The following is a 20702-nucleotide window of genomic DNA, read 5'->3' as shown; positions in this document are numbered from 1 at the left end:
CCTTTACGCCAGCATCACCCCGCTCGTCGCCTATGCCCTCTTTGGGCCCTCGCGACGCCTGATCGTGGGGCCGGACGCCCCGACCATGACGGTGCTGGCCGCGGTGCTCACCACCGTCTATGCGGTGCCCGGCGTAACCGAGGATCGCGTCACGGTGGCCGCATTGCTGGCGCTCGCCGTCGGCGCCCTGTGCCTGATCGCGCGCGCCGTGCGGCTCGGCGTGCTTGCGACCTTCCTGTCGCGTCCGATCCTGATCGGTTTCTTCGCCGGCATCTCGCTTTCGATCCTGATCGGCCAGATCGACCGCATCACCGGCATCGATATCGAGACCGAGGGCCTGATCACCCCTATCCTCGAACTTGTCGGCAAGGCCGGATCGATCCACTGGCCGTCCCTCATACTGGCGACCGCGTCGTTCGCGCTCCTGCAGGCGGCGCGCATCGCGCATTCGCGCATTCCGGGACCAGTCCTGGTCGTCGCGCTCTCGGTGCTCTCGTCGGCCCTGTTCGATTTCGAAGGACAGGGCATCGCGGTCGTCGGCGACATCCCTCGCGGCGTGCCGTCCTTGACACTGCCGTCGATCGCGGGCCTCGACCTTCAGTCGCTCCTGCTTGGCGCCGGGGCGATCTTTCTGGTGAGCTTCGGCTCCGGCATCATTGCCGCCCGCAGCTTCGGAGCCAAGGGCGGCTACCTGGTCGACCCGAACCGCGAACTCGAAGGCTTCGGCGCGGCGAACATCGCCGCCGGGCTCTTCGGGACCTTCCCCGTCACGGCTTCGGACTCGCGCACGGCAGTAAACTTCAGCGTCGGTGGCCGGTCGCAGATCGCGAGCATCGTGGCGGCCGCGGCGCTGATGGCGGTTCTCCTTTACCTCGGCGATGTCCTGCGCATCCTGCCGATCCCCACGCTCGGTGCTGTGCTGGTCGCAACCGCGCTCAGCCTGATCGATATTTCCGCGCTGAAGGAGATCTGGCGCATCAGCCGCATCGAATTCGTCTTCGCGCTGATCGCGATGTCCGGGCCGATCAGCTTCGGCGTTCTGGAAGGCGTGGTTACGGCAATCGCCGCGACGTTGGTCTACGTGTTGCACAAGACCATGTTTCCGCGTGACGCCCTGCTCGGCCGGCTCGCCGGCCATGACGGCTTCTACAAGCTCCACCGCAACCCGGCGGCTCGACCGGTGCCGGGCTTCTCCGTCTTCATGGTCCAGGGCAGCCTGCTGTTTTTCAACACCGATTACGTCCACACGCGCCTGCGCGCCGTGATCGATGCGCTGCCCGCGGACACTCGCTGGTTTGTGATGGATGCGGGCGCGATCGCCCAAATCGACAGTTCCGCAGCCGCCATGCTCGATGAGGTCCACGACGATCTCGGCAGGCGCGGCATCGCGTTTGCGATCGCCGAGCTGCATTTCGAAGCGCGCGAGATCCTCGAACGAGCCGGGGCGATCACAAAGATCGGCCCCTCGATGATCTTCGAGGATCTCGATGACGCGCTGGACGCGTTCGAGAAAAGGGCTGCGGAAAAAGCCGCGCAGTAGAGCGTTCTCCGCCGCGCCCACATTGCGACTGTTAAAGAAGCAGACAAAGGTCAGATGGGAGAGCAGCATGGTCAAGAACGGCAAGAACGGCAAAAAGGAAAAGAATAAAAACAAGGACAAGGAAAAGAACAGGAAGGTCGCCGAGATGCACGAGACGGCGGTGAAGTCGAGCGGCGACTATGCTAAGGAACTCGCACGGCTCCACGTCGAACTCGCCCATCTCCAGGCCTGGGTGAAGAAGACCGGAGCCCGCATCGTCATCGTGTTCGAGGGCCGTGACGCGGCTGGCAAGGGCGGCGTGATCAAGCGGCTCACCGAGTGCGTCAGCCCGCGCGTCTTCCGCGTCGTCGCCCTGCCCGCTCCGACCGACCGGGAGAAAACGCAGATCTACATGCAGCGCTATATCCAACACCTGCCGGCGGCGGGCGAGGTCGTGATCTTCGACCGCTCCTGGTACAACCGCCCGGGCGTCGAGCGCGTCATGGGCTTCTGCACCGAAGAGAAGGCGCGGCGCTTCCTCGAACTTGCGCCGCGGTTCGAGGCGGCAATGATCGAGAGCGGCATCGTGCTGCTCAAATATTTCCTCGATGTCAGCGAAGAGGAACAGGAGCGGCGCTTCCGCCAGCGCGTCGACGACCCGACCCGCCAGTGGAAATTAAGCCCGATGGACGTCGAATCCTACCGCCGCTGGTGGGACTATACCCGCGCCTATGACGAGATGATCCGCATGACCGACACCGACTTTGCCCCCTGGTGGATCGTGCCGTCCAACGACAAGAAGCGCGCGCGCATCAACTGCATCTCGCACATGCTGGCCACGATCCCCTACGAGCGGGTGAAGTTCCCGGAGCCCGAGTTCGGCAAGCGGCAGAAGCGCCCGAACGACTATGTCGACGACACTCATATCCGTCGGACCGTGCCGGACGTTTTTTGAACGGAGCGCCTGCTCGCCGCATCGGCGTGCAGGCGCGACGCCTGCGGCGCGATTGCGCCCTTTCGGACGTACAAGGTCGCCGTAAAGCTTTTGAATTGCTGCGTGTTTTCCCTAAAACCGGTTCCAACTCAAGGAAACAAGCGCAGCGCAATATGGCTGCGCTTCTTAAGAAGCCGCAGCCATTCTCCGCCCCAACCTGCATGTTTCCTTAAATGTCGCCGATTTAAAGGTAAAAACATGCAGCAACTCAAGTGCTCCAGTGCCTTTTGAGCCTTTGATAAGACGCGCGGCTCTATAGGCGCCGCGCGGGAACGGGCCACGCCTCACACCTTGTCTGGCGCCCAGTCGAGGAAGAAACCGACATCACCCGGCATGCCGCCCGGGAAATTGATGATCATCGCCTTCAGCTTGTAGCCCTGCGGCTTGCCGAAGGTCTGATAGCGCTCGTAGAACTCCCTGGCCTTGCCCTGCAGCGTCTCTGGCCAGTCACGATCGGCGTTGTTGATCGCCCGGCCGTTGTCAGTGCAGAGCGAGGACGGGAAGCTGTAGACCATGGCTTCGAACTTGCCGGCCTTTACCGCGCTTGCGACGAGGCGGCGAACCACCGCGATTTCCTCCTCCGAGACGTGTTTCTCGAGGAAATCCGCAGCAAGATCGGCGAGCTTCTGTTCTTGCACCGCCCGGAGCTTTCGCTCCTTGTCCATTTCCGCCATCTCCCGCTCCAGCATTTGCATGCGGAGTTGCTCGGCACTGATCGGTGCTGCATTCGGATCGAAGTCTTTGTTTTCCGGCATGTTGGTGACCTCCTCAGATAAGATGAAAAAGCTCAATTCCTGCTAGTTTCACTTGTCGACCACTAGCACGCGACCGTCCGCGTAATGGTGGCCCGATTTCATCGCCAGCGATCGATTTGAATAGAGTCGGTTCCGAGTTATCTCCGGTCCAAGCCACGTCGGGAGCGGAAACTCGGCTGTAGGCCTGCCGAAGCTCACAACCGGCAGACGCGTGCTTTCGCCAACGGTCGTTCAGGACGAGAAACTTTCGCTCGAGTTCCACCGCCATTTCCACCTCACAATTCCGTCGGGCGAGCCGAGCCGTTCAAGTTTGGCGCCGACTCCGTGCTTTCAACCGGATCCTCAAGATTCTCCGTTCGAATGACCCGCCAACCGAGCAGAGCAAAAAGGATCGCAAGCACCGGATTTATGATGTTGAAGAAACAGAAGCCGGCATACGCAGCCGTGGAAATCCCGAGCGTTGCCGCCATGTACGCACCGCAACTGTTCCAAGGTATGAGTGGTGAAGTAACAGTAGCCGAGTCCCCGACGACCCGCGACAGCATGACAGGCGCGAGACCTCGATCTGCAAAAGAAGCACCGAACAACTTGCCTGGAAGGGCGATCGATATGTACTGATCGGACGTGACAACGTTCGAGACAACCGACGTTCCGACGACGGTCGCGATCAATCCCGCTGCAGATCTCGTTCGCGCCACGAGCGGGTCTATCAGTCGTTTCAGTAGTCCTGCATGTTCCACGACCGCACCGAATGCGAGCGCGGTGATGATGAGCCAGACCGTGTTCATCATGCTGGACATGCCACCCCGGGAAAGGACCAGGTCGATGGACTTTTCTCCTGTCGAGGACACAAATCCGTTGGCGAGCGCCGCCCATGCTCCTTTTAGCAACGCCAAGCTGAAGGGTAGGTCTGGCGTCCCAGCGAAAGCCACGACGCTTCCCGGGTGATGCAGAACGGCCACTACGGCACCGGCGATCGCGCCTGCGAAGATGGTGACAAAGGGAGGAAGTCTGGAGATCGAGAGCAGGAAGACGAGGATGAGAGGCAGGAACGACCAGAGCGAAACGTCGACTGTGCTGTCGATCGTCGAAAGTGCGCGCCTTGCGTCAAACTCGCCGGCCTGCCCAAGCAATCCGAAAGCGACCGACGAGAGAAGCAGCGCCGGTACAGACGTCCAGAGCGATTCACGGATGTGGCTGTAGATGTCGGAGCCGGCCGTCGCCGTCGCGAGATTCACCGTGTCCGAGAGCGGCGAGGCCTTGTCGCCGAAATAGGCTCCGGAAATGATCGCGCCAGCCGTAATCGCCGGCGAAAGCCCCATGTTGGCGGCGACGCCCATTAGGCCGATGCCGAGCGTTCCGGCGACTGTCCAGGAGCTACCTATGCTGAAGGCGACGATGGCGCATACGAGGCAAGTTGTTGCGTAAAAATACGCTGGGCTGAGCAGTTTCAGTCCATAGTAGATCATTGAAATGATCGTGCCGCTCATTGCCCAGGTCCCAATGAGCGCTCCAACAGCTAGAAGGATCAGGATCGCCGGAAGACCAGCGGCGATACCGTCTACCACTGCCTGGCGGATGCCGTCCCATCGCAATCCATTCTTGTAAGCGACGCCGGCGGCGACAATCCCGCAGAAAAGCAAGGCTATCTGGTTGGGACCGGACGAGGCATCGTTGCCGAACAGCACAAAGGAAAGCGAAAGAAGCAAAACGAGCGTGAGGCAGGGAACAAGTGCATCGACCAACGACGGTGGATGGGGAATGATTCTTGGGCCGATACCGTCCTCGCGACCGATTTGTGTCATGTCACGTCTTCCACTGCGAGCGCCTAACCTTGGTCATGCCATGTCATTTTCGGGAACGAGGAATTGATGATGGTGCCCCGTTGCGCGCGCACGATCGCGGGAATGTCTGCCAGTGCCCCGATCGCGGCTGAATGCCCCGTCGTTCTGGCGAAATGACATGCTGCCTCGACCTTTGGTCCCATGGAGCCTGCGGGAAACGAGTACGCACTCAGCGCTTCGGGAGGCGTCTTGAATATGGCCTTCCGATCGGCGGTTCCCCAGTTCGTATAAACGGCCTCGGCGTCGGTGGCCATTATGAACAGGTCGGCTTCAAGTTCGCGCGCCAAAAGCTCGGAACATAGATCCTTATCGATTACAGCCTCCACTCCCCCGAGTTTTCGTTCCGCACCTCGCTCGTACATGGTCGGGATGCCGCCGCCGCCGGCGCAGATCACCACAGTCTTCTTGTCCAGCAGCCAGCGGATCGGGCGTATCTCAAAGATCCGCTTGGGAACGGGCGATGGAACGACGCGGCGCCATTTGTCGCCATCCTGCTTGAAAATCCATCCTTTCTCCTGATGGATTTTGGCAGCCTCGTCCGCTTCGTAAACCGGCCCGACGAACTTGGTCGGGTTCTGGAACCCAGGATCGGCACCATCCACCTCGACCATCGTGAGCAACGTTGCGAGCGGCACTTCGAATGGAAGGAGGTTTCCTAGCTCCTGCTCCAGCATGTAGCCGATCATGCCCTCCGTCTCTGCTCCGAGGACGTCAAGCGGATAGGCCTCATCTGGCTTATAGGCTGCTCCCTGGAGCGCGAGCAGCCCAACTTGGGGACCATTGCCATGGGTGATCACGACCTGATGTTCAGCCACAAGCGGTGCTATAGCTTCGGCAGCGATTTTGATGTTTTGACGTTGCACATCCGCGGTCATGGCCTCCCCGCGCTTCAGGAGAGCATTGCCGCCCAACGCGATCACGACACGCATGTTCAGTCCCCCAGCGTTGCGACCAGCAGGGCCTTGATCGTGTGCAAGCGATTTTCCGCCTGCTCGAAGGCGACGTTCGCCTCGGATTCGAATACGTCGTCGGTCACTTCGAGGCCGTTGGTCATTCCATAGTCGTTGGCGATCTGCTTTCCGAGCGTTGTCTCGGTGTCGTGGAATGCAGGCAGGCAGTGCATGAACTTGGCTTGCGCATTTCCGCTCGCCTTCATCAGATCCGCATTGACCTGATAGGGTGTGAGCAATTGGATTCGCTCTTTCCAAACCTCTTTCGGCTCTCCCATCGAGACCCAGACGTCGGTGTGAATGAAGTCGACTCCCTCGACCGCTGCCCTTGGATCATCAGTGATCGTCAGGCGCGCTCCGGATCGCTCTTTGAGTTGCTCGGCGATGCTCCGATATTCTTCTGAGGGCCAGAGCGACTTCGGGCCGCATATCCGCACGTCCATTCCCAACAGGCAGCCAACGATCAACAAAGAATGCCCCATGTTCGACCGCGTATCGCCCACATAGGCATATTTGATGTCACTGATCGGCTTGTCTGCATGTTCGCGCATCGTCATCACGTCGGCGATCATCTGCGTGGGGTGATATTCGTCGGTGAGGCCGTTATAGACCGGCACGCCGGCATATTTCGCCAGGGTCTCGACACCATGTTGCGATGAGCCGCGATACTCGATGGCGTCGTACATGCGGCCGAGAACCCGAGCCGTGTCCTTGAACGATTCCTTGTGCCCGATCTGGGAGCCTGCGGGATCCAGGTACGTGACGTTGGCACCTTGATCGGAGCAGGCGACTTCGAAAGCACAGCGGGTACGTGTCGATGTCTTTTCGAAGATCAGGCAGATTTCCTTACCTTCCAGATGCTTCTGTTCCGTGCGCGCATATTTGGCCCGCTTCAGATCGCGGGCGAGATCAAGGAGGTAGCGAAACTCGCGTGGTGTGTAGTCCTGCACCGTAAGAAGCGAGCGATTGCGGAGATTGAAACTCATGATGCTGCTCCAATGCAAAAGTCAGGGTGGGTAATTCTTCAATACGCGGGCTCTCTCCAGATCGGGCACGTCATGCAATGCCCGCCGCCGCGACCCCGACCCAGTTCGGCGCCACGAATCGTGATGACCTCAATGCCCGCCTTTCTCAGAAGCGTGTTCGTGTGCGTGTTACGGTCGTAGGCGACGACCACTCCCGGTTCGAGTGCCACGACATTGTTGCCATCGTCCCATTGTTCGCGCTCCGCCTCGTAGGCATTACCGCCCGTAGCGACGCTCCTGAGCTTCTGGAGGTTCAGAGCCTCGCTGACAACTTCGAGCATCGAACGCTCGTCGGTCCGCACCTCGAAATTGCCTTCGTCATCGACGGGATGGAGGCTATAGCAGCGGATCTGGTCGACCACGTCGGCGAAAAGCGTCACGACGTCACGGTCGCAGAAACTGAACACTGTATCGAGATGCATGGCGGCCCGGCTCTTCGGCATCAGGCAACCGATGACCCGCGTCGCCGCCTTGTTCCTGAAGAGGGCCTTAGCCACCTGGCCCACGGCCTGATACGTGGTGCGTTCGCCCATTCCGACGAGCACGGTGCCGTTGCCGATCGGCATGACGTCGCCGCCCTCCATCGTGGAATTGGCGAACTGCTCGTCCGAGTCGCCCCACCAGATGTTGAAATCTCCGCCCTTGAAGATCGGATGGAATTTGTAGATCGCCCGCTGCACCAGCGTTTCGGCACGACGCGCCGGCCAATACATCGGGTTGCACGTCACGCCGTTGTAAATCCAGCAGGATGGGTCGCGCTGGAAGAGCGTGTTAGGGATGGGCGGAATGACGAATTCGAGTCCCCCGAAAGCGCCCACCATCAGCTTCTTCCCCCTGCCCTCGGGAAGATCGGCAATGGAAATTCCGCCGATGAGATAGGCAGCCAGTTGCTTCGGATCCATTTCATTGAGCCAAGGTCGCATGCCCTCCGCGATCTGCGAGCCCATGACGTTCGGCGTGATCCGACGGTCCAGGACGAAACTGCGAGCGTCCGCATCAGCGAGCGTTTCAGCCAAGAGGTCATGCAGTTCGAGGACCTCGACTCCCCTTTCCTGCATCTTCAGAACAAAGTCGTAGTGATCCTTTTGAGCTTCGTGGACCCAGATGACGTCATCGAACAGCAGGTCGTGGCAGTTCGCCGGGGTCAACCTTTGATGCGCCAATGATGGCCGGCACACCATGACGGTTCTGAGCTTGCCAACTTCCGAATGAACACCAAAGTTGCGCATGCGCGTCTCCTCCTTCAGCTCGCAGCCCTTGCACTTGACCCGCCGCAGTCAGAGCGGGCTTATCTTTCCGATCCAGAGTAGATATGCGGCGACGATCGCGAGCACGACGACCAGCCCCGCAAGCCAGGATTCAAATCCGGCAAATACCTGTTCACCTCGCTCCTTCCTGGCCTTCGCATAGACAAGGAGGCCTGGGGCAAAAAGGATCGAGCACATCAGGAGGTAGCTGAGCCCGGCAGCGTAGACCAACCAGATGCCGTAAAGTGTCGCCAGTGCCCCTACGGCGATGTCCCTGTTCCGACCAGGTGCACCCTGCTGATAAGTCTCTCCGCTCAATGCCAGTTTGAGGGCGTAGGCTCCGGAGAAGACGTAGGGGGGAAGGATGGCGACAGAGGCAATGAAATAGAAGAACTGGTAGGCGCTCTTGGAAAAGAAGCTCAGGACCAGGAAAACCTGAATCAGAATATTGGTCGCCCAAAGCGAGTTTACCGGAGATCCGTTTTCATTGTCGGCGGCAAACCATCTCGGAAACGTTCCGTCGCGCCCGCACGTGTAGGGAATTTCCGAGCAGAGCAAAGTCCAAGACAGGAATGCGCCGCCGACCGAGATAATCAGCCCGGCGTTTATCAAGGCAGCACCCCATTGTCCGACGAGCGGCTGCAACACTCCAGCCATAGACGGCACTTTGAGACCGGCCAGTTCCGGCTGGCTTAAAATCCCTGTCGAAAGCATGGACACGAGAACGTAAATTCCGAGCGCTCCAAGAAAACCGATCACCGTCGCGCGACCGACATCGGAGCGCCGAGCCGCACGCGCCGAATATACGCTCGCCCCTTCGATGCCGATAAAGACCCAAAGGGTGACAAGCATAGTGCTCTTGACCTGCGACATGACGCTGCCGAGGTCCGGGGCGTCAGGAGCACCCCCGCTGCCCCAGAGATTGAGCGTGAACCTGTCCCAGTTGAACGCGACGATCGCGATCAAGATGAAAAGGAACAGCGGCACGAGCTTGGCGATCGTCGTAACGATGTTGACGAAGGCGGCCTGCTTAACTCCCTTCAGCACCAACCAATGAATTGCCCAAAGGCAGAACGAGGCGCCGATGATTGAAACGAGATTGTTTCCATCGCCGAACACCGGAATGAAGAAGGACAGCCCTGAGAAGATGGCGACGGCATAGGCGACATTACCGAGAAACGCACTCAGCCAGTAGCCCCAGGCGCTGATGAACCCCATGAAAGGACCAAAACCGGCCTTGGCGTAGGCGTAGGGACCCGCATTGAGATCCGGTTTCCGGTTTGCCAACGTCTGGTAGACAAATGCCAGCATCAGCATACCGAAGCCGGTAATCACCCAGCCGATCAATATTGCTCCGGGCGAAGCGGCGCGAGACATGTCTGACGGCAGATTGAAAACCCCGCCGCCGATCATCGACCCCACGACGAGCGCCGTGAGGGGCAGGAGAGTGAGTTTGTCGGAATGCACCTCGGTTTTGAAGGTGCCCTCATGCGCGACCGTCATGTCCCCCTCCAAATCGCATGCAGTTACTGCATTCACGCGTTTCAGTTCGTCGGGCACAGCATTTTGCGGGGAAGAATTTGCGCAGTTGCGCCGCGCGCTTTCCGCATTGAGCAACTTTAGGAATGGAGAGACGCCGTGTCATTGATTTGAGACAAATGCGCCGTCTGTTCGCGTTTCCCTGATGCGACCTCCCTTGACGCAGATGCCGCGCGCTTCCAGCAATACTCGCTGCGGACCGGCCGGCTGCAGCCGGAAACGAGGGATGCCGGTCGCTGCCACGAAGAAGCCGACGAAGGACATGTGCTTGGAGCCGACGGCCGGGCACAGAAACTGGACTCGAATTGGCCACGGCCAGCCTGGCCGGCTCATTGATCACAATCAACGACGGACAGAAGTGATGGGCGTAATATGCAGAAAACCCGAAAAGCGGGAGAGTACGATGAATCACAAAGTGAAGATTCTGTTCGCTGCCACCGGTGCTATCGTAGCCGCATTCCCGATGTCCTATTCCTTGGCCGACAACTACTCTGGAGATCACTACCCGGGCGTCGACATAAACCAGCGCGTCATCGACGGGCAGCGCGAGCCCATCAACAAGTTTCTCCTCAAGCGCAGAGGCGGCGCTGCACAAAAGCCGGATCCGGGCGCTACGGGTACGATCAATCAGCAGCAACCGCAACGTACGAAGCCCGTGCAGTAGCTCGACCACCAGGCACTTCGGGATGACGTCGTGGCCATCTCTCTGCCCACGACGCCTGAGCAACAGTCCTTGCAGCCCTCTGGAGAAACAATATGGTCAGGCAGCAGATTTTTTTGCTCTGCCGCGCGACGGCAGTCGCTTCAATCCTGCTTGCGCCATGTGGCGTGGCGCGCGCTCAAGTGACGGCGACAGCGCCGCCGGCGCCGCAGCAGCAAGCCGCGCCCGAGCCGCTCAGCGACGACGAGCTTGAAGTTCTGGTTGCCCGCATAGCGCTCTATCCGGACGAACTGGTGGCGCTGATTTCCGCGGCATCGCTCTATCCCCTGCAGATCGTCGAGGCCGAACGGTTTCTCGAGGCTCGCGAGAAGAATTCAGACCTGAAACCGAAAGACAACTGGGATGGCAGCGTTGTCTCGCTGCTGAACTATCCCGAGGTCGTCAAGATGATGAGCGAGGACCTCGAATGGACGCAATCGTTCGGTGAGGCGATCGCCAATCAGCAGAAGGATGTGTTGATCGCTATCCAGCAATTGCGCGATGAGGCGGTTGCCAAGAACATCATCAAGACGGACGACAAGGTGAAGGTGGTCGAGGAGGGTGACAATATCGTCATTCAGTCCGCGAACCCGGAAACGATCTACGTGCCGCAGTATCCGCCGGAGATGCTCTACGAGCCGGACTACGCGCCGGCGCCGATCAGCTATTACGAAGAGCCCTATCCCGCTTACTGGTATCCCGGAGCGGCCTTCTTCGCCGGAGCCGTCACCGGCGCGGCTTTTGCCGCCATCATCGACTGGGACGATTGGGGCGTCTGGGGCGGTGACTGGGACGGCAACATCGATGTCGACTGCAACAAGTGCTTCAACAACATCGACTTCGACGGCAAGATCAACTGGAACGACATCGACTGGAAGAATGTCGATCGCAGCAAGATCAATTTCGATCGCGATCAGTTCCAGAAATTCGACCGCACGAACATCAAGAACGACATCAAGGCCAAGGGCGATAACAACCTCCGCAACCGCGCCGCCGAGATCAATCGCGATCGTCCGCAGGCGCGACCGGACGGCGGCGGCGGCCAACTCAAGGACGTGCGCAAGAGCACGCTCGAAGGGCTCAAGGCCCAGCCGAGACGGGATACCGCAGCACGTCCTGGCGGCGGGCAGGCGGTGGCGAAAGCCAGAGCCGACGGGGCGAAACCAAGCGTCAACCGGCCGAAGGGCAAGAAATCTTCTGTCAACCGGCCCGCCGGCAAAAAGAAGATGGCCTCCAAGGCGCAGAACCGGCCGAAGAAGCCGTCCGGTCTCGGCAATGTCAACCACGGTCGGCGCGAGGTGGCCTCGTCGCGGCGCGGCGGCCATAGCATGGGTGGCGGTCATCGCGGCGGCGGACGGCCGCAGATGAGTCGCGGTGGCGGCAGGCCGCCGATGCATCGCGGCGGCGGGGGCCGCGGCGGTGGTGGACGCAGGCGCTGAGCGGAGGGAGAACGGCCATGACCAAGCTTTTGCACACACTTCTCCTTGGATCGGCGGTCTCGCTTGCGAGTGTCCTTACGATCGACGCCGCTGTTGCCCAGGCACAGCAGCCAGACCAGGCGCAGCAAGCGCCGGGTATCATCGACGACTATGCCGCGGCCGAAGACCCGCCGGCCTTCGACGACCCGATGAAGGCGGTGGAGGCTTTCAAGGCACGGCTCGCCGCCAACGACTTCGACGGCCTGGCGAAGCTGCTGGGACTCGATGCGGCGAAGGTGAAGATGGGTGAGGGGGCGATGGAAACCTTCGCGCTCATTCGCGAGGGGGCGGCCCGCCGGGTCGTGATCGAGGACGTCGACAATCGCAAAATCGTCGAGATCGGCGATCGCCTCTGGCCGCTGCCATTCCCGATAACCAAGGGAGAGGACGGTAAATGGGCCTTCGACACCTATGTCGGACTGGAGGAGATCGTCAACCGCCGCGTCGGCGAAAACGAGCTCGAGGCGATCGAAGCGGCGCGCGCCTATGTCGATGCGCAGAAGGACTATGCCTCTCAGGACCGCGATGCGGACGGCCTCCTCGAATATGCCCAGAAGCTGATCAGCAGCCCGGGCCAGACCGACGGGCTTTACTGGCCGGCCGAGCAGGGCGATGGCGAAAGCCCGGTCGGTGACGCCATCAGCGAGGCGGCTCTGGAAAGGGCAAAGGCCGGCGAGGGCTATTTCGGCTACCGCTTCCGCATCCTGACCTCACAGGGCGACAATATTGCCGGCGGCAAATACGACTATGTCATCAACGACAACATGATCGCCGGCTTCGGCCTGATCGCCTGGCCGGTCACCTATGCCGAGACCGGCGTCAAGACCTTCGTCGTCAACCAGCAGGGCATTGTCTACGAACGCGATCTCGGCGCCAGCACCGAAGCGATCGTGCCTTTCATCGAGCGGTTCAATCCCGATGACAAATGGACCGTGGTTGCCGACTGACTCTCTGACGACAAAGTATATCGATCGTTCGGTCGGGCCGCCTGCCGATGCTGCAGCAGCAGGCTGCTGCGCGAGGGCAGCTATCCCTGGCTGTGGCGTGGAGAGCCAAGAGCTGGCGAGACGACGCTCGACGACAATGAAACCGCGGCGGTCGCAAGGGTATCCAACGGTCCGATCGGATGATCGCACCTACAGCCGCGCGTCTTATGAAGCGCAAAGGACTCTGTAGCACTTTGAATGGCTGCATGTTTTTATCCTCAAATCGGCTACGATTTAAGGAAACATGCAGTAGCCCGGAAGAATTCGTTCAGCGTCGGAAGTCGATTTCGGCTTCCGAAAGACGTTGAAGTGCGGATATATCGTGCGACGTCATCAATTATTGCCTAGCCGCGGTCAAGTGGCGCCGGGTCCGGAGTGGTGTCAGAGGGGAATGTCGATGCCTGACGTGAGAGGTCTCTGCGCGCGTCGCCGCAGCCTTGGGAAAGCTGGGCGAGCGGCCACCGGTGCGCTCGTGGCGGTCGCCGTGCTGGTCGGATGCGGGGGGCGTCCAAAGGGCGTGATGACGCCGGTGGCGCTGACGGCGCCGACCCAGACATCGCAGGTCGACATGCTGGTCGCGACTACGCGCCAGCCTTCCGGGAATCCTGCGACCCTCTTTTCCGGTGAACGAAACGCAGCGCTTTCCCTGACGGACGTCGCGGTGTCGATCCCGCCGGATTCGAAACGCAAGCCCGGCTCCGTGCAGTGGCCGCGCCGCCTGCCTCCCAATCCGGAAACCGATTTCGCCGTGACGCGCGTGCGCGAGCTGCCATCACGCGATCAAGCGCGAGCTTGGTTCCGTGAGCATAGCGTCGGCGGAAACATCCTCCTGTTCGTGCACGGGTTCAACAACACTTACGAGGATTCAGTCTTCAGGCTGGCGCAGATCGTCCATGATTCCGGCGCCGATGCGACGCCGATGCTGTTCACTTGGCCGTCTCGCGCCCGTGTGTTCGACTACAATTACGACAAGGAGAGCACCAACTATTCGAGGACCGCGCTCGAAGACGCGCTGCGGTCGCTCGCGAACGCGCCTGATGTAAATGAGGTGACCATTCTCGCCCATTCGATGGGCACATGGCTGACGATGGAGTCGCTGCGGCAGATGGGCATTCGCGACGGAGGGATCGCGCCCAAGATCAAGAATGTGATCCTCGCATCTCCCGACATCGACCTCGATGTCTTCGCGAAGCAGTTCGTGGAATTGGGTAAGCAACGGCCCAAATTCACGATCTTCGTTTCGCAGGACGATCGGGCGCTCGCTGTCTCGAGCTTCATATCGGGCGACGTCTCACGGCTGGGTGCGATCGATCCCACGGCCGAACCTTATCGCACGCAGCTTGAAAAAGCAGGCATCACCGCAATCGACCTCACCAAGGTCCGGTCCGAGGACAGATTGCACCATGGCAAATTCGCCGAAAGTCCGCAAATCGTGCAACTGATCGGCCAGCGGATCATCAATGGCCAGACACTCACGGATTCCACGGTCACCTTGGGTGACAGCATCACCGCCGTTGTTGCCGGTACCGCCAAGAATGTCGGCACGGTCGCAGCCGCGACGATCAGCGCGCCTGTGAAGGTGCTCGAGCAGCCGACGCTGCCGCCCAAGAAGCGGCCGAAGCTGGACGAGACGCTCGGAAGCGGCGCACATGCCGGAGCAGCCACGAACTAGCGGCGGCGACTCCGACACTCCGGAGGGCAATGTGATGAGCAATTTGAAGGACAGAGGCTCCGAGGCTCTGCCGCGCCCTGCAGTCGGCAAGGCGGTCCTGGCGGAGTTTCGGCGAACGCCTCTCTTGGCGCTCATCGTGTTCGTGCCTGTCGTCATCCTTTTGGAGCAGACAGTGCCGGAGGCGCACACGTGGCTGTTTCTCCTGTCGGTGGCGGCGATCATACCGCTTGCCGCACTGTTGAGCCGCGCGACCGAAGCAGTGGCGGCGAAGACCGGCGATACGGTCGGAGGCCTGCTTAATGCCACTCTCGGCAACCTGACCGAGCTCGTCATCTCGCTCGCGGCCCTGCAGGCGGGCCAATATCTGTTGGTCAAGGCATCGATTGCCGGTGCGATCGTCACCAATACGCTTTTCATGCTGGGCGGCGCCTTCCTCGTCGGCGGGCTCAAGCATCACCTGCAAGACTTCAACAGGGTGAATGCACGCTTCCAGGCAAGCCTGTTGTTCCTGGCGACGATCGCCATTCTGGTCCCCTCGCTGATCAGCGAAGTGGACCGCGCCGCCCCCGCAGCCGGCTTCTCCCAGCACCTGAGCTTGGGCCTGTCGGTACTTCTCATTGCTGTCTACGGGCTCGGCATGCTGTTTTCCCTGAAGACGCACCGGGAGCTTTTCGCCAGCGGCAGCCACGTCGACGAGGATGAGAAACCGTGGCCGCTTCCGGTCGGGATCGTTGTCCTGATTGTCGTCACGCTTTTCGTGGCAATGGTCAGCGAGATCTTCGTCGGCTCGGTACAGGTCGCCGCTCAACGTCTCGGGATGACGCCCGCCTTCGTCGGCTTCATCGTCGTAGCCCTGGTGGGCGGAGCCGCGGAAATGACAACCGCTTTCTCGGCGGCGCGCGCCAATCGCCTCGATCTCAGCGTCGGCATTGCATTGGGCAGCGCTGCGCAGATCGCGCTTTTCATCGCTCCGGTCCTGGTGCTTGTCAGCTACTTTGTTGGTCCGGAGCCGATGTCCCTGCAGTTCTGGCCCGGGGCGGTCGCGATGATGCTGATCGCGACGATGGCCGCAACTCTCTTGTCCAATGGTGGGCGCGCAGCATGGTATGCCGGCGTCATGGCGCTGGCGGTCTATGCCATATTTGGGCTCACGCTGTTTCTCTTGCCGCCATCGGCGTGAGTTCACAGGCATCCGTCACTGGCTGTCCCCGTGAAAATACAAACGCTGGATCACGGCCATCATCAGAGCTGTTGCCCATCCGAAGATAATCCAGCCATTGACGGCCTCGAACGTGGCGACCTGGCGCCAGTCCCTGCCAAGAACGATGTCGCCATAGCCGACCGTCGTGAAGGTGACGGTCGAGAAGTAGAGCGCGTCTTCAAAGTTCGGCAGCGCCTGCGCAAAATAATAGAAAGCTGCCCAGAGCCCGACATCAAGGACAATCGGAACAATCAGGTAGATTATCCAGGCCACGGTCGCGAGCATTGGGTAGCGAATCAAAAAGTCTCGGCGTTTCTTTTCCAGCCGCCGAAAGGCAGCAAGTCCGGCGGACATGAAAAACGCCTGAACGGCAACTGTTGCCGCGATGAGCCCACACGCGATAGCCAGTCGAAGCAGCACCCACGCCTCCACACCATGGCGGATCGACCGGCACGCGCTATTGCCGCCGCCTTCTACATATCAATGTAGCAAAGACTGGCTGGTCGGTGAACAAGTGCCATCGGAACGCGCCGAGTCGTGCCTCGCCATACCTCGCAACCGACGGAGCCTTAACGGTGGCACTGACCGGGCGGCTCTAGCACGTGTGACACCGCCAGAGTCACGCAGCGGCTCGCATCACGCGATCCGATGAACCGATGAACCGGTAGCGTTGCTCCGCATAACGCCTATTTTGTCCCTCGTTGATCGCAATCAACGACGCAAGTGATGAGATAGGCGTAAGGTCATTACTCACGTGTGGCCTGCCGACGCGAGCGATGGCGACGTCCTGGCGACCAGTTCGAACGCGAATACCCGGAGATAAGAGTATGCGACCTCTCGGGGTTATTTCGGTTGCTATACTCGCACTGCTATAGGACGGCTCCAACGGATCAAGTTGCTCAGCACTCAAGCAAATACGCGCCCAGCCTCGGCGAGATCATGACCAAAATTGAGCTGAGTCGTTCCAAGCTTTGGTATTCAGTGAAGCTAAGGAACTGGACATTGGCGGGTTACCAATTGGGACAAGTCAAGGCGGGCTTCAAGGATGTCATGCGTTTTTATCCCATGTCCCCCTCCGACCTCGCCAATACTGATAAAATCGCGGCGGTAATTGAGAAGTCCATAAAAGCAAAAGACGACAAGCGATTTGAAGAGTCGTTCGCCGAAATGACAACCGAATGCAATAATTGTCATAAAGCAGCAGGAAGGCCCTTCCTCCAAGTGGGTGCGCCAAAAGTCCCCAACCCTTACGGCGACAAGATGTTTGAGCCTGAGACACCACGCTAACGGATATCATGAAAAAGACATTCGGGCCGACTGCGCCGCTCATCCATGTCAAAGCGCCGACAAGTGTTTCTCGGTCCCCGGCATCAGTCGATGATGTGGTAACCGCCATCAACGTATAGCACCTGACCGGTTATGAGGCGTGCAGCATCATGCGCGAGAAAGGCCGTGGCCACGCCAACGTCGTCGATGTCGACCAGTTGTCACGCACATAAATTGAGAATTGCCACTTAATTTGAGACATACGGCGGCCATTTGGCATTTAATTTGAGAAACCAGCGCCGAGGCGTGACCGCACGGCTTCTATGACGAACGAACACAAAGATACGTAAATACAATGAGATAGCAAACAGTTTACGGCAGTCAGCCTGAGAATTATGACCGCTCGATTCTCAAATTAAATGCCAAATCAAAGGCGAAACAGCCGCATTCTCACAGTTATCTGCCAAGCGACAGCACGCTTGGAGACCTGTTGCGCAATTTCTCTTTCGCAGCAACCCAGCAAGTCGAGGGGCTGGCGAACCAACTCCCGCGTTACAACGGCGCGCCGTCGCTCTACTACCCGATCATCATCCGCGACGTGGTCCGGGAGCCAGACGTTTTCGGCCCCGCCTTTGTCAGCGCGCGGTGGGGTCTCATCCCGAGTTGGATCAAGGAGCAGAAGCCCGGTCGACCGCCGCTGGTAAATGCGCGGCGCGAGGGCATCTCCAGCAACGGCATGTTCAAGAAAGCCTACGCCAGCCGCAGATGCCTAGTGCCGATCAACGGTTTCTTCGAGTGGAAGGACACCTTCGGCACGGGCAAGAACAAGCAGCCCTACGCCATTGCAATGAAATCGGGGGCGCCCTTCGCGCTCGCCGGCATCTGGGAAACCTGGCGCAATCCAGCGACCGACGAGGATATCCGCACCTTCTGCGTGATCACCTGTCCGCCGAACGACATGATGGCATCGATTCATGATCGGATGCCGGTCATTCTGCACCGCGAGGACTACGAGCGATGGCTTTCGCCCGAGCCGGACCCGTACGATCTGATGAAGCCGTTCCCGGCCGAGCTGATGACCATGTGGCCGATCGATCGCAAGGTCGGTTCGCCGAAGAACGACACCGCCGACATCCTTGATCCGATCGAGTCATAGAGGAGGAACAGGCGCCCGGCCGAGAGGTTGGGAGCGACAAAACGGAGGCACACGCCCATCCACTCTGTCTATGTCGCCAGCACCACAGGTAAGTTCGAACCAAGTCTTCGGGCGGTTTGGGAAAGTCTTCTAATCTCGTCCAGCAGCGCCCCCCGGTCGCAGCGTCGCCGATCGGCACGACAAACCATTGAAAATCTCAGTGGCCGAAGGGGCACGCGCTGCCCAGACTCTCACACAAAGAAGAATTCGTTGGCGGTAAGATTGGCGGTCTGAACGCCGATCAGGGTGATCTGGTCGACCGTGCCGTTCAGATGCACGACCGCGTTTCCATTTGCATCGTCGCTGATGTTGGGTTGCAGTTCGGCAAAGCTGGAATAGCCGTAGCCGCTGTCGATCTGAATGACATCCACTCCAAGCTGGAAGTCACCGATCGTGTCCTGGCCGCTGCTTGGGGCAAACAGGAACTGGTCCGCACCGGGGGTGAACACCGACGAGCCGAACCCGGCATCGCCCCATAGTTGGTCATTGCCAGTTCCACCGATCAGCACATCGGCCCCACATTGGGAGTCCGCTGCGCTTTCGAAATCGCCGTAAAGAGTGTCGTTGCCCGAGCCGCCGTCGAGCCGGTCGTCGCCGCCAGTGCCAAGCCGGGCGACGCCCTCGTCGCCGATTAGGATGTCGTTTCCGGAGCCGCCATACAGCTGGTCGTTGCCGCCCGAGCCGCTGAAGAAAAATTCAGTCTGTGTGTCGCCGTACAGGGTATCGTCTCCCGAGCCGCCTTCAAGCAGGTCGTCGCCGCCGGAGCCACTCGCCGCATCCGAGCTGCTAAAGATCTGATCGCCGACGAGGACATCGTTTCCCGAGCCGCCATTGAGCCGGTCATCGCCGGGCTGGTCCACCAAGACGTCGCGCCCGTCGCCGTAGAGGACGTCGTCTCCAGGGCCGCCATAGAGTTGGTCGTCGCCTCCCACGGCGAGGCCGAAGAAGAATGAGAATGGGTCTCCGACATCCCCAACGAGGACATCATTTCCCAAGTCGCCATAGAGCTGGTCGCCGCCGGCCATAATTCGTGAGAAGACGTCGGGTCCGGTGCCCGCATCGCCATAGAGCACATCATTCCCTTTACCACCGATGAGTTGGTCGTTGCCGCCCCGGGCGTCGTCGGACATGGTGTTCGCGTCGCCATAGAGGGTGTCGTTTCCCTGACCACCGGAGAGCCAGTCATTGCCGCCCCGAGCGTTGCCGGACATGGTGTTGGCATCACCAAAGAGCTGGTCATCGCCGCCGAGACCGATGAGCCAATCATCGCCGCCTCGTCCCTCGCCGCTGATCTCCCAGGCATCGCCAAAGAGCCAATCGTCGCCGCCGAGGCCGATGAGCAAGTCATTGCCGCCACGGCCGGCGGCAAGTGGGCCGCCGATCTCGGCCACGCCAAACACATTGCCGGTTGTATAGGGATCACCGAAGATGAAGTCAGCGGCACCCGTGCCGATGATGAGGTTGTTGATGCCACGATAAGGCGGGATTCCACCGATCAGGTTTGCCATGAACCTTCTCCCTGGAGTTCAGCGCTCTATGCTTGGCGCTTGTGAACTGTCTCGTTGCAGCAATGCTGTGAGGAGACGCCGCGATCAGGCGATGGACTCGACACAAGATTGGCATGGCGCCCAACGTATCGAACCGCAGTTTGCGTCGCCTTCACAGCGCGCTGGTTGCTATTGCCGCGTCGGAGCCACACTCTGTTGGCGAGACCGCGGGGGCAGGTTGAGGCGTTTAGCAGGATACTCCGTCTCCGGATTGGGACAAGGGTAGCGGAACAATTCTCGAACTGCCTTTGGCGTGGGATCAACGCTTCTTCATCTCAGGGGATGGCTCTCGCCCTAATGCCTTTGCAATCTTCCGCCAGTCGTGTCCGCCCATCCCCGCAGCAGCTCTGCAGGACAGATGCTGGATATCTTCGATCGCCTCATATCCGAGCTGGTTAAGCTCGGAGAGAAGCGATGGTTTAAGCTTCAATTCTACAAGTCTCATGAGGCTGCCTATTCCTTCGCCAAATACGCCATCACCTTCTCGCCGCTCGGGCCAGCTTCGCGGATCGCCTCAAGCGCTTTCTGCCGAGTCACCTTCGCCGCCTTCACGATGTAGGCGACCTCATGCTCTTCAGTGGACGCGAGCTTGCGGTCGCGACCTTTTTTGTTCGGATCGTCTGCCATGCTGTCCTCCATGATCAAACATGAACGACAGGAGACAATTCACCTGCGGCGATGATCGCGCTGGAACCAATTTACTGCCGGGGTGTTTCTAGCATGGGAATCAATCCCTATCGTCGGAAGAGGTAAACACATGAAAAATATGATTATTGTTGCGGCA

At 59.9% G+C, this 20702-nt stretch carries 19 protein-coding genes and 1 pseudogene; 9 read left to right on the top strand and 11 right to left on the bottom strand.

Features of this window, described 5'->3' with window-relative positions:
• Positions 1-1540, top strand: a 1540-nt coding sequence (locus tag QN219_RS32565) for a SulP family inorganic anion transporter (protein WP_284004539.1), incomplete at its 5' end; no start/stop codon positions are given.
• A gap of 145 nt (positions 1541-1685) precedes the next feature.
• Positions 1686-2474, top strand: coding sequence for a polyphosphate kinase 2 (ppk2, locus tag QN219_RS32560; protein ID WP_284004541.1), 789 nt, complete (start codon positions 1686-1688; stop codon positions 2472-2474).
• A 323-nt stretch (positions 2475-2797) separates the two neighbouring features.
• Here the strand turns inward: ppk2 and QN219_RS32555 are convergent, their stop codons facing one another.
• The 6 genes from QN219_RS32555 to arcD all read right to left on the bottom strand — a co-directional run bounded on the left by QN219_RS32555 (position 2798) and on the right by arcD (position 9837).
• Positions 2798-3268, bottom strand: a complete 471-nt coding sequence (locus QN219_RS32555; protein ID WP_284004537.1) for a histidine kinase — start codon at positions 3266-3268, stop codon at positions 2798-2800.
• A gap of 275 nt (positions 3269-3543) precedes the next feature.
• On the bottom strand, positions 3544-5073 hold the full coding sequence (locus QN219_RS32550; RefSeq protein WP_284004536.1) for a Na+/H+ antiporter NhaC family protein: 1530 nt from the start codon (positions 5071-5073) through the stop codon (positions 3544-3546).
• A 23-nt stretch (positions 5074-5096) separates the two neighbouring features.
• Positions 5097-6041 carry a carbamate kinase gene (gene arcC / locus QN219_RS32545; RefSeq protein ID WP_284004533.1) on the bottom strand — a complete coding sequence of 315 codons (945 nt, stop codon included), beginning with the start codon at positions 6039-6041 and terminating at the stop codon, positions 5097-5099.
• Positions 6042-6043: 2 nt separating this feature from the next.
• On the bottom strand, positions 6044-7048 hold the full coding sequence (locus QN219_RS32540; protein ID WP_284004531.1) for an ornithine carbamoyltransferase: 1005 nt from the start codon (positions 7046-7048) through the stop codon (positions 6044-6046).
• 38 nt (positions 7049-7086) lie between these two features.
• Entirely contained in the window at positions 7087-8316 is a 1230-nt protein-coding gene (gene arcA, locus QN219_RS32535; protein WP_284004529.1) for an arginine deiminase, read from the bottom strand.
• Between the two features lie 48 nt (positions 8317-8364).
• A complete protein-coding gene (gene arcD, locus QN219_RS32530) occupies positions 8365-9837 on the bottom strand; it encodes an arginine-ornithine antiporter (protein WP_284004527.1) in 1473 nt (490 codons plus the stop codon).
• Between the two features lie 439 nt (positions 9838-10276).
• Between arcD and QN219_RS32525 the strand changes: the two genes are divergently transcribed.
• The 5 genes from QN219_RS32525 (at position 10277) to cax (ending at position 15889) form a co-directional block, all read left to right on the top strand.
• A complete protein-coding gene (locus QN219_RS32525) occupies positions 10277-10537 on the top strand; it encodes a hypothetical protein (protein WP_284004525.1) in 261 nt (86 codons plus the stop codon).
• 92 nt (positions 10538-10629) lie between these two features.
• Positions 10630-12012 carry a DUF3300 domain-containing protein gene (locus tag QN219_RS32520; protein WP_284004524.1) on the top strand — a complete coding sequence of 461 codons (1383 nt, stop codon included), beginning with the start codon at positions 10630-10632 and terminating at the stop codon, positions 12010-12012.
• Between the two features lie 17 nt (positions 12013-12029).
• Entirely contained in the window at positions 12030-12998 is a 969-nt protein-coding gene (locus tag QN219_RS32515; RefSeq protein WP_284004522.1) for a DUF2950 domain-containing protein, read from the top strand.
• Positions 12999-13434: 436 nt separating this feature from the next.
• On the top strand, positions 13435-14709 hold the full coding sequence (locus tag QN219_RS32510; RefSeq protein WP_284004521.1) for an alpha/beta hydrolase: 1275 nt from the start codon (positions 13435-13437) through the stop codon (positions 14707-14709).
• Between the two features lie 34 nt (positions 14710-14743).
• Positions 14744-15889, top strand: coding sequence for a calcium/proton exchanger (gene cax / locus QN219_RS32505; RefSeq protein WP_284004520.1), 1146 nt, complete (start codon positions 14744-14746; stop codon positions 15887-15889).
• Positions 15890-15904: 15 nt separating this feature from the next.
• Here cax and QN219_RS32500 read toward each other — a convergent pair whose 3' ends face one another.
• Entirely contained in the window at positions 15905-16330 is a 426-nt protein-coding gene (locus QN219_RS32500) for a potassium channel family protein (RefSeq protein ID WP_284004519.1), read from the bottom strand.
• 519 nt (positions 16331-16849) lie between these two features.
• Between QN219_RS32500 and QN219_RS32495 the strand changes: the two genes are divergently transcribed.
• Positions 16850-17197: a hypothetical protein gene (locus tag QN219_RS32495; RefSeq protein WP_284004518.1), complete on the top strand. Its 348-nt coding sequence runs from the start codon at positions 16850-16852 to the stop codon at positions 17195-17197.
• Between the two features lie 83 nt (positions 17198-17280).
• On the opposite strand, the pseudogene QN219_RS32490 reads toward QN219_RS32495, so the two are convergent.
• A pseudogene (locus QN219_RS32490) lies at positions 17281-17397 on the bottom strand (SDR family oxidoreductase); the annotation flags it as partial.
• A gap of 239 nt (positions 17398-17636) precedes the next feature.
• Between QN219_RS32490 and QN219_RS32485 the strand changes: the two are divergent.
• On the top strand, positions 17637-18332 hold the full coding sequence (locus tag QN219_RS32485; protein ID WP_405052310.1) for an SOS response-associated peptidase: 696 nt from the start codon (positions 17637-17639) through the stop codon (positions 18330-18332).
• A 230-nt stretch (positions 18333-18562) separates the two neighbouring features.
• On the opposite strand, the gene QN219_RS32480 is transcribed toward QN219_RS32485, so the two are convergent.
• From QN219_RS32480 to QN219_RS32470, 3 genes are all read right to left on the bottom strand, one after another.
• Entirely contained in the window at positions 18563-19879 is a 1317-nt protein-coding gene (locus QN219_RS32480; RefSeq protein ID WP_284004516.1) for a calcium-binding protein, read from the bottom strand.
• 298 nt (positions 19880-20177) lie between these two features.
• A complete protein-coding gene (locus tag QN219_RS32475; protein ID WP_284004515.1) occupies positions 20178-20363 on the bottom strand; it encodes a hypothetical protein in 186 nt (61 codons plus the stop codon).
• 8 nt (positions 20364-20371) lie between these two features.
• Complete coding sequence (locus QN219_RS32470) at positions 20372-20545, bottom strand: DUF3606 domain-containing protein (protein WP_284004514.1); 174 nt, start codon at positions 20543-20545, stop codon at positions 20372-20374.
• Positions 20546-20702: the final 157 nt, after the last annotated feature.

Source organism: Sinorhizobium sp. 8-89 (assembly GCF_030124325.1).
GTDB lineage: Bacteria > Pseudomonadota > Alphaproteobacteria > Rhizobiales > Rhizobiaceae > Sinorhizobium.
This window is presented reverse-complemented; position numbering and strand designations above follow the sequence as displayed.

Excerpts from the sequence above, each read along its gene's own strand:
- arcC (WP_284004533.1), bottom strand. The coding sequence starts at position 6,041 with ATGCGTGTCGTGATCGCGTTGGGCGGCAATGCTCTCCTGAAGCGCGGG.
- QN219_RS32550 (WP_284004536.1), bottom strand. The coding sequence starts at position 5,073 with ATGACACAAATCGGTCGCGAGGACGGTATCGGCCCAAGAATCATTCCC.
- QN219_RS32540 (WP_284004531.1), bottom strand. The coding sequence starts at position 7,048 with ATGAGTTTCAATCTCCGCAATCGCTCGCTTCTTACGGTGCAGGACTAC.
- QN219_RS32475 (WP_284004515.1), bottom strand. The coding sequence starts at position 20,363 with ATGAGACTTGTAGAATTGAAGCTTAAACCATCGCTTCTCTCCGAGCTT.
- ppk2 (WP_284004541.1), top strand. The coding sequence starts at position 1,686 with ATGCACGAGACGGCGGTGAAGTCGAGCGGCGACTATGCTAAGGAACTC.
- QN219_RS32555 (WP_284004537.1), bottom strand. The coding sequence starts at position 3,268 with ATGCCGGAAAACAAAGACTTCGATCCGAATGCAGCACCGATCAGTGCC.
- arcD (WP_284004527.1), bottom strand. The coding sequence starts at position 9,837 with ATGACGGTCGCGCATGAGGGCACCTTCAAAACCGAGGTGCATTCCGAC.
- QN219_RS32480 (WP_284004516.1), bottom strand. The coding sequence starts at position 19,879 with ATGGCAAACCTGATCGGTGGAATCCCGCCTTATCGTGGCATCAACAAC.
- arcA (WP_284004529.1), bottom strand. The coding sequence starts at position 8,316 with ATGCGCAACTTTGGTGTTCATTCGGAAGTTGGCAAGCTCAGAACCGTC.
- QN219_RS32510 (WP_284004521.1), top strand. The coding sequence starts at position 13,435 with ATGCCTGACGTGAGAGGTCTCTGCGCGCGTCGCCGCAGCCTTGGGAAA.
- QN219_RS32525 (WP_284004525.1), top strand. The coding sequence starts at position 10,277 with ATGAATCACAAAGTGAAGATTCTGTTCGCTGCCACCGGTGCTATCGTA.
- QN219_RS32520 (WP_284004524.1), top strand. The coding sequence starts at position 10,630 with ATGGTCAGGCAGCAGATTTTTTTGCTCTGCCGCGCGACGGCAGTCGCT.
- QN219_RS32470 (WP_284004514.1), bottom strand. The coding sequence starts at position 20,545 with ATGGCAGACGATCCGAACAAAAAAGGTCGCGACCGCAAGCTCGCGTCC.
- QN219_RS32515 (WP_284004522.1), top strand. The coding sequence starts at position 12,030 with ATGACCAAGCTTTTGCACACACTTCTCCTTGGATCGGCGGTCTCGCTT.
- cax (WP_284004520.1), top strand. The coding sequence starts at position 14,744 with ATGAGCAATTTGAAGGACAGAGGCTCCGAGGCTCTGCCGCGCCCTGCA.
- QN219_RS32495 (WP_284004518.1), top strand. The coding sequence starts at position 16,850 with ATGACCAAAATTGAGCTGAGTCGTTCCAAGCTTTGGTATTCAGTGAAG.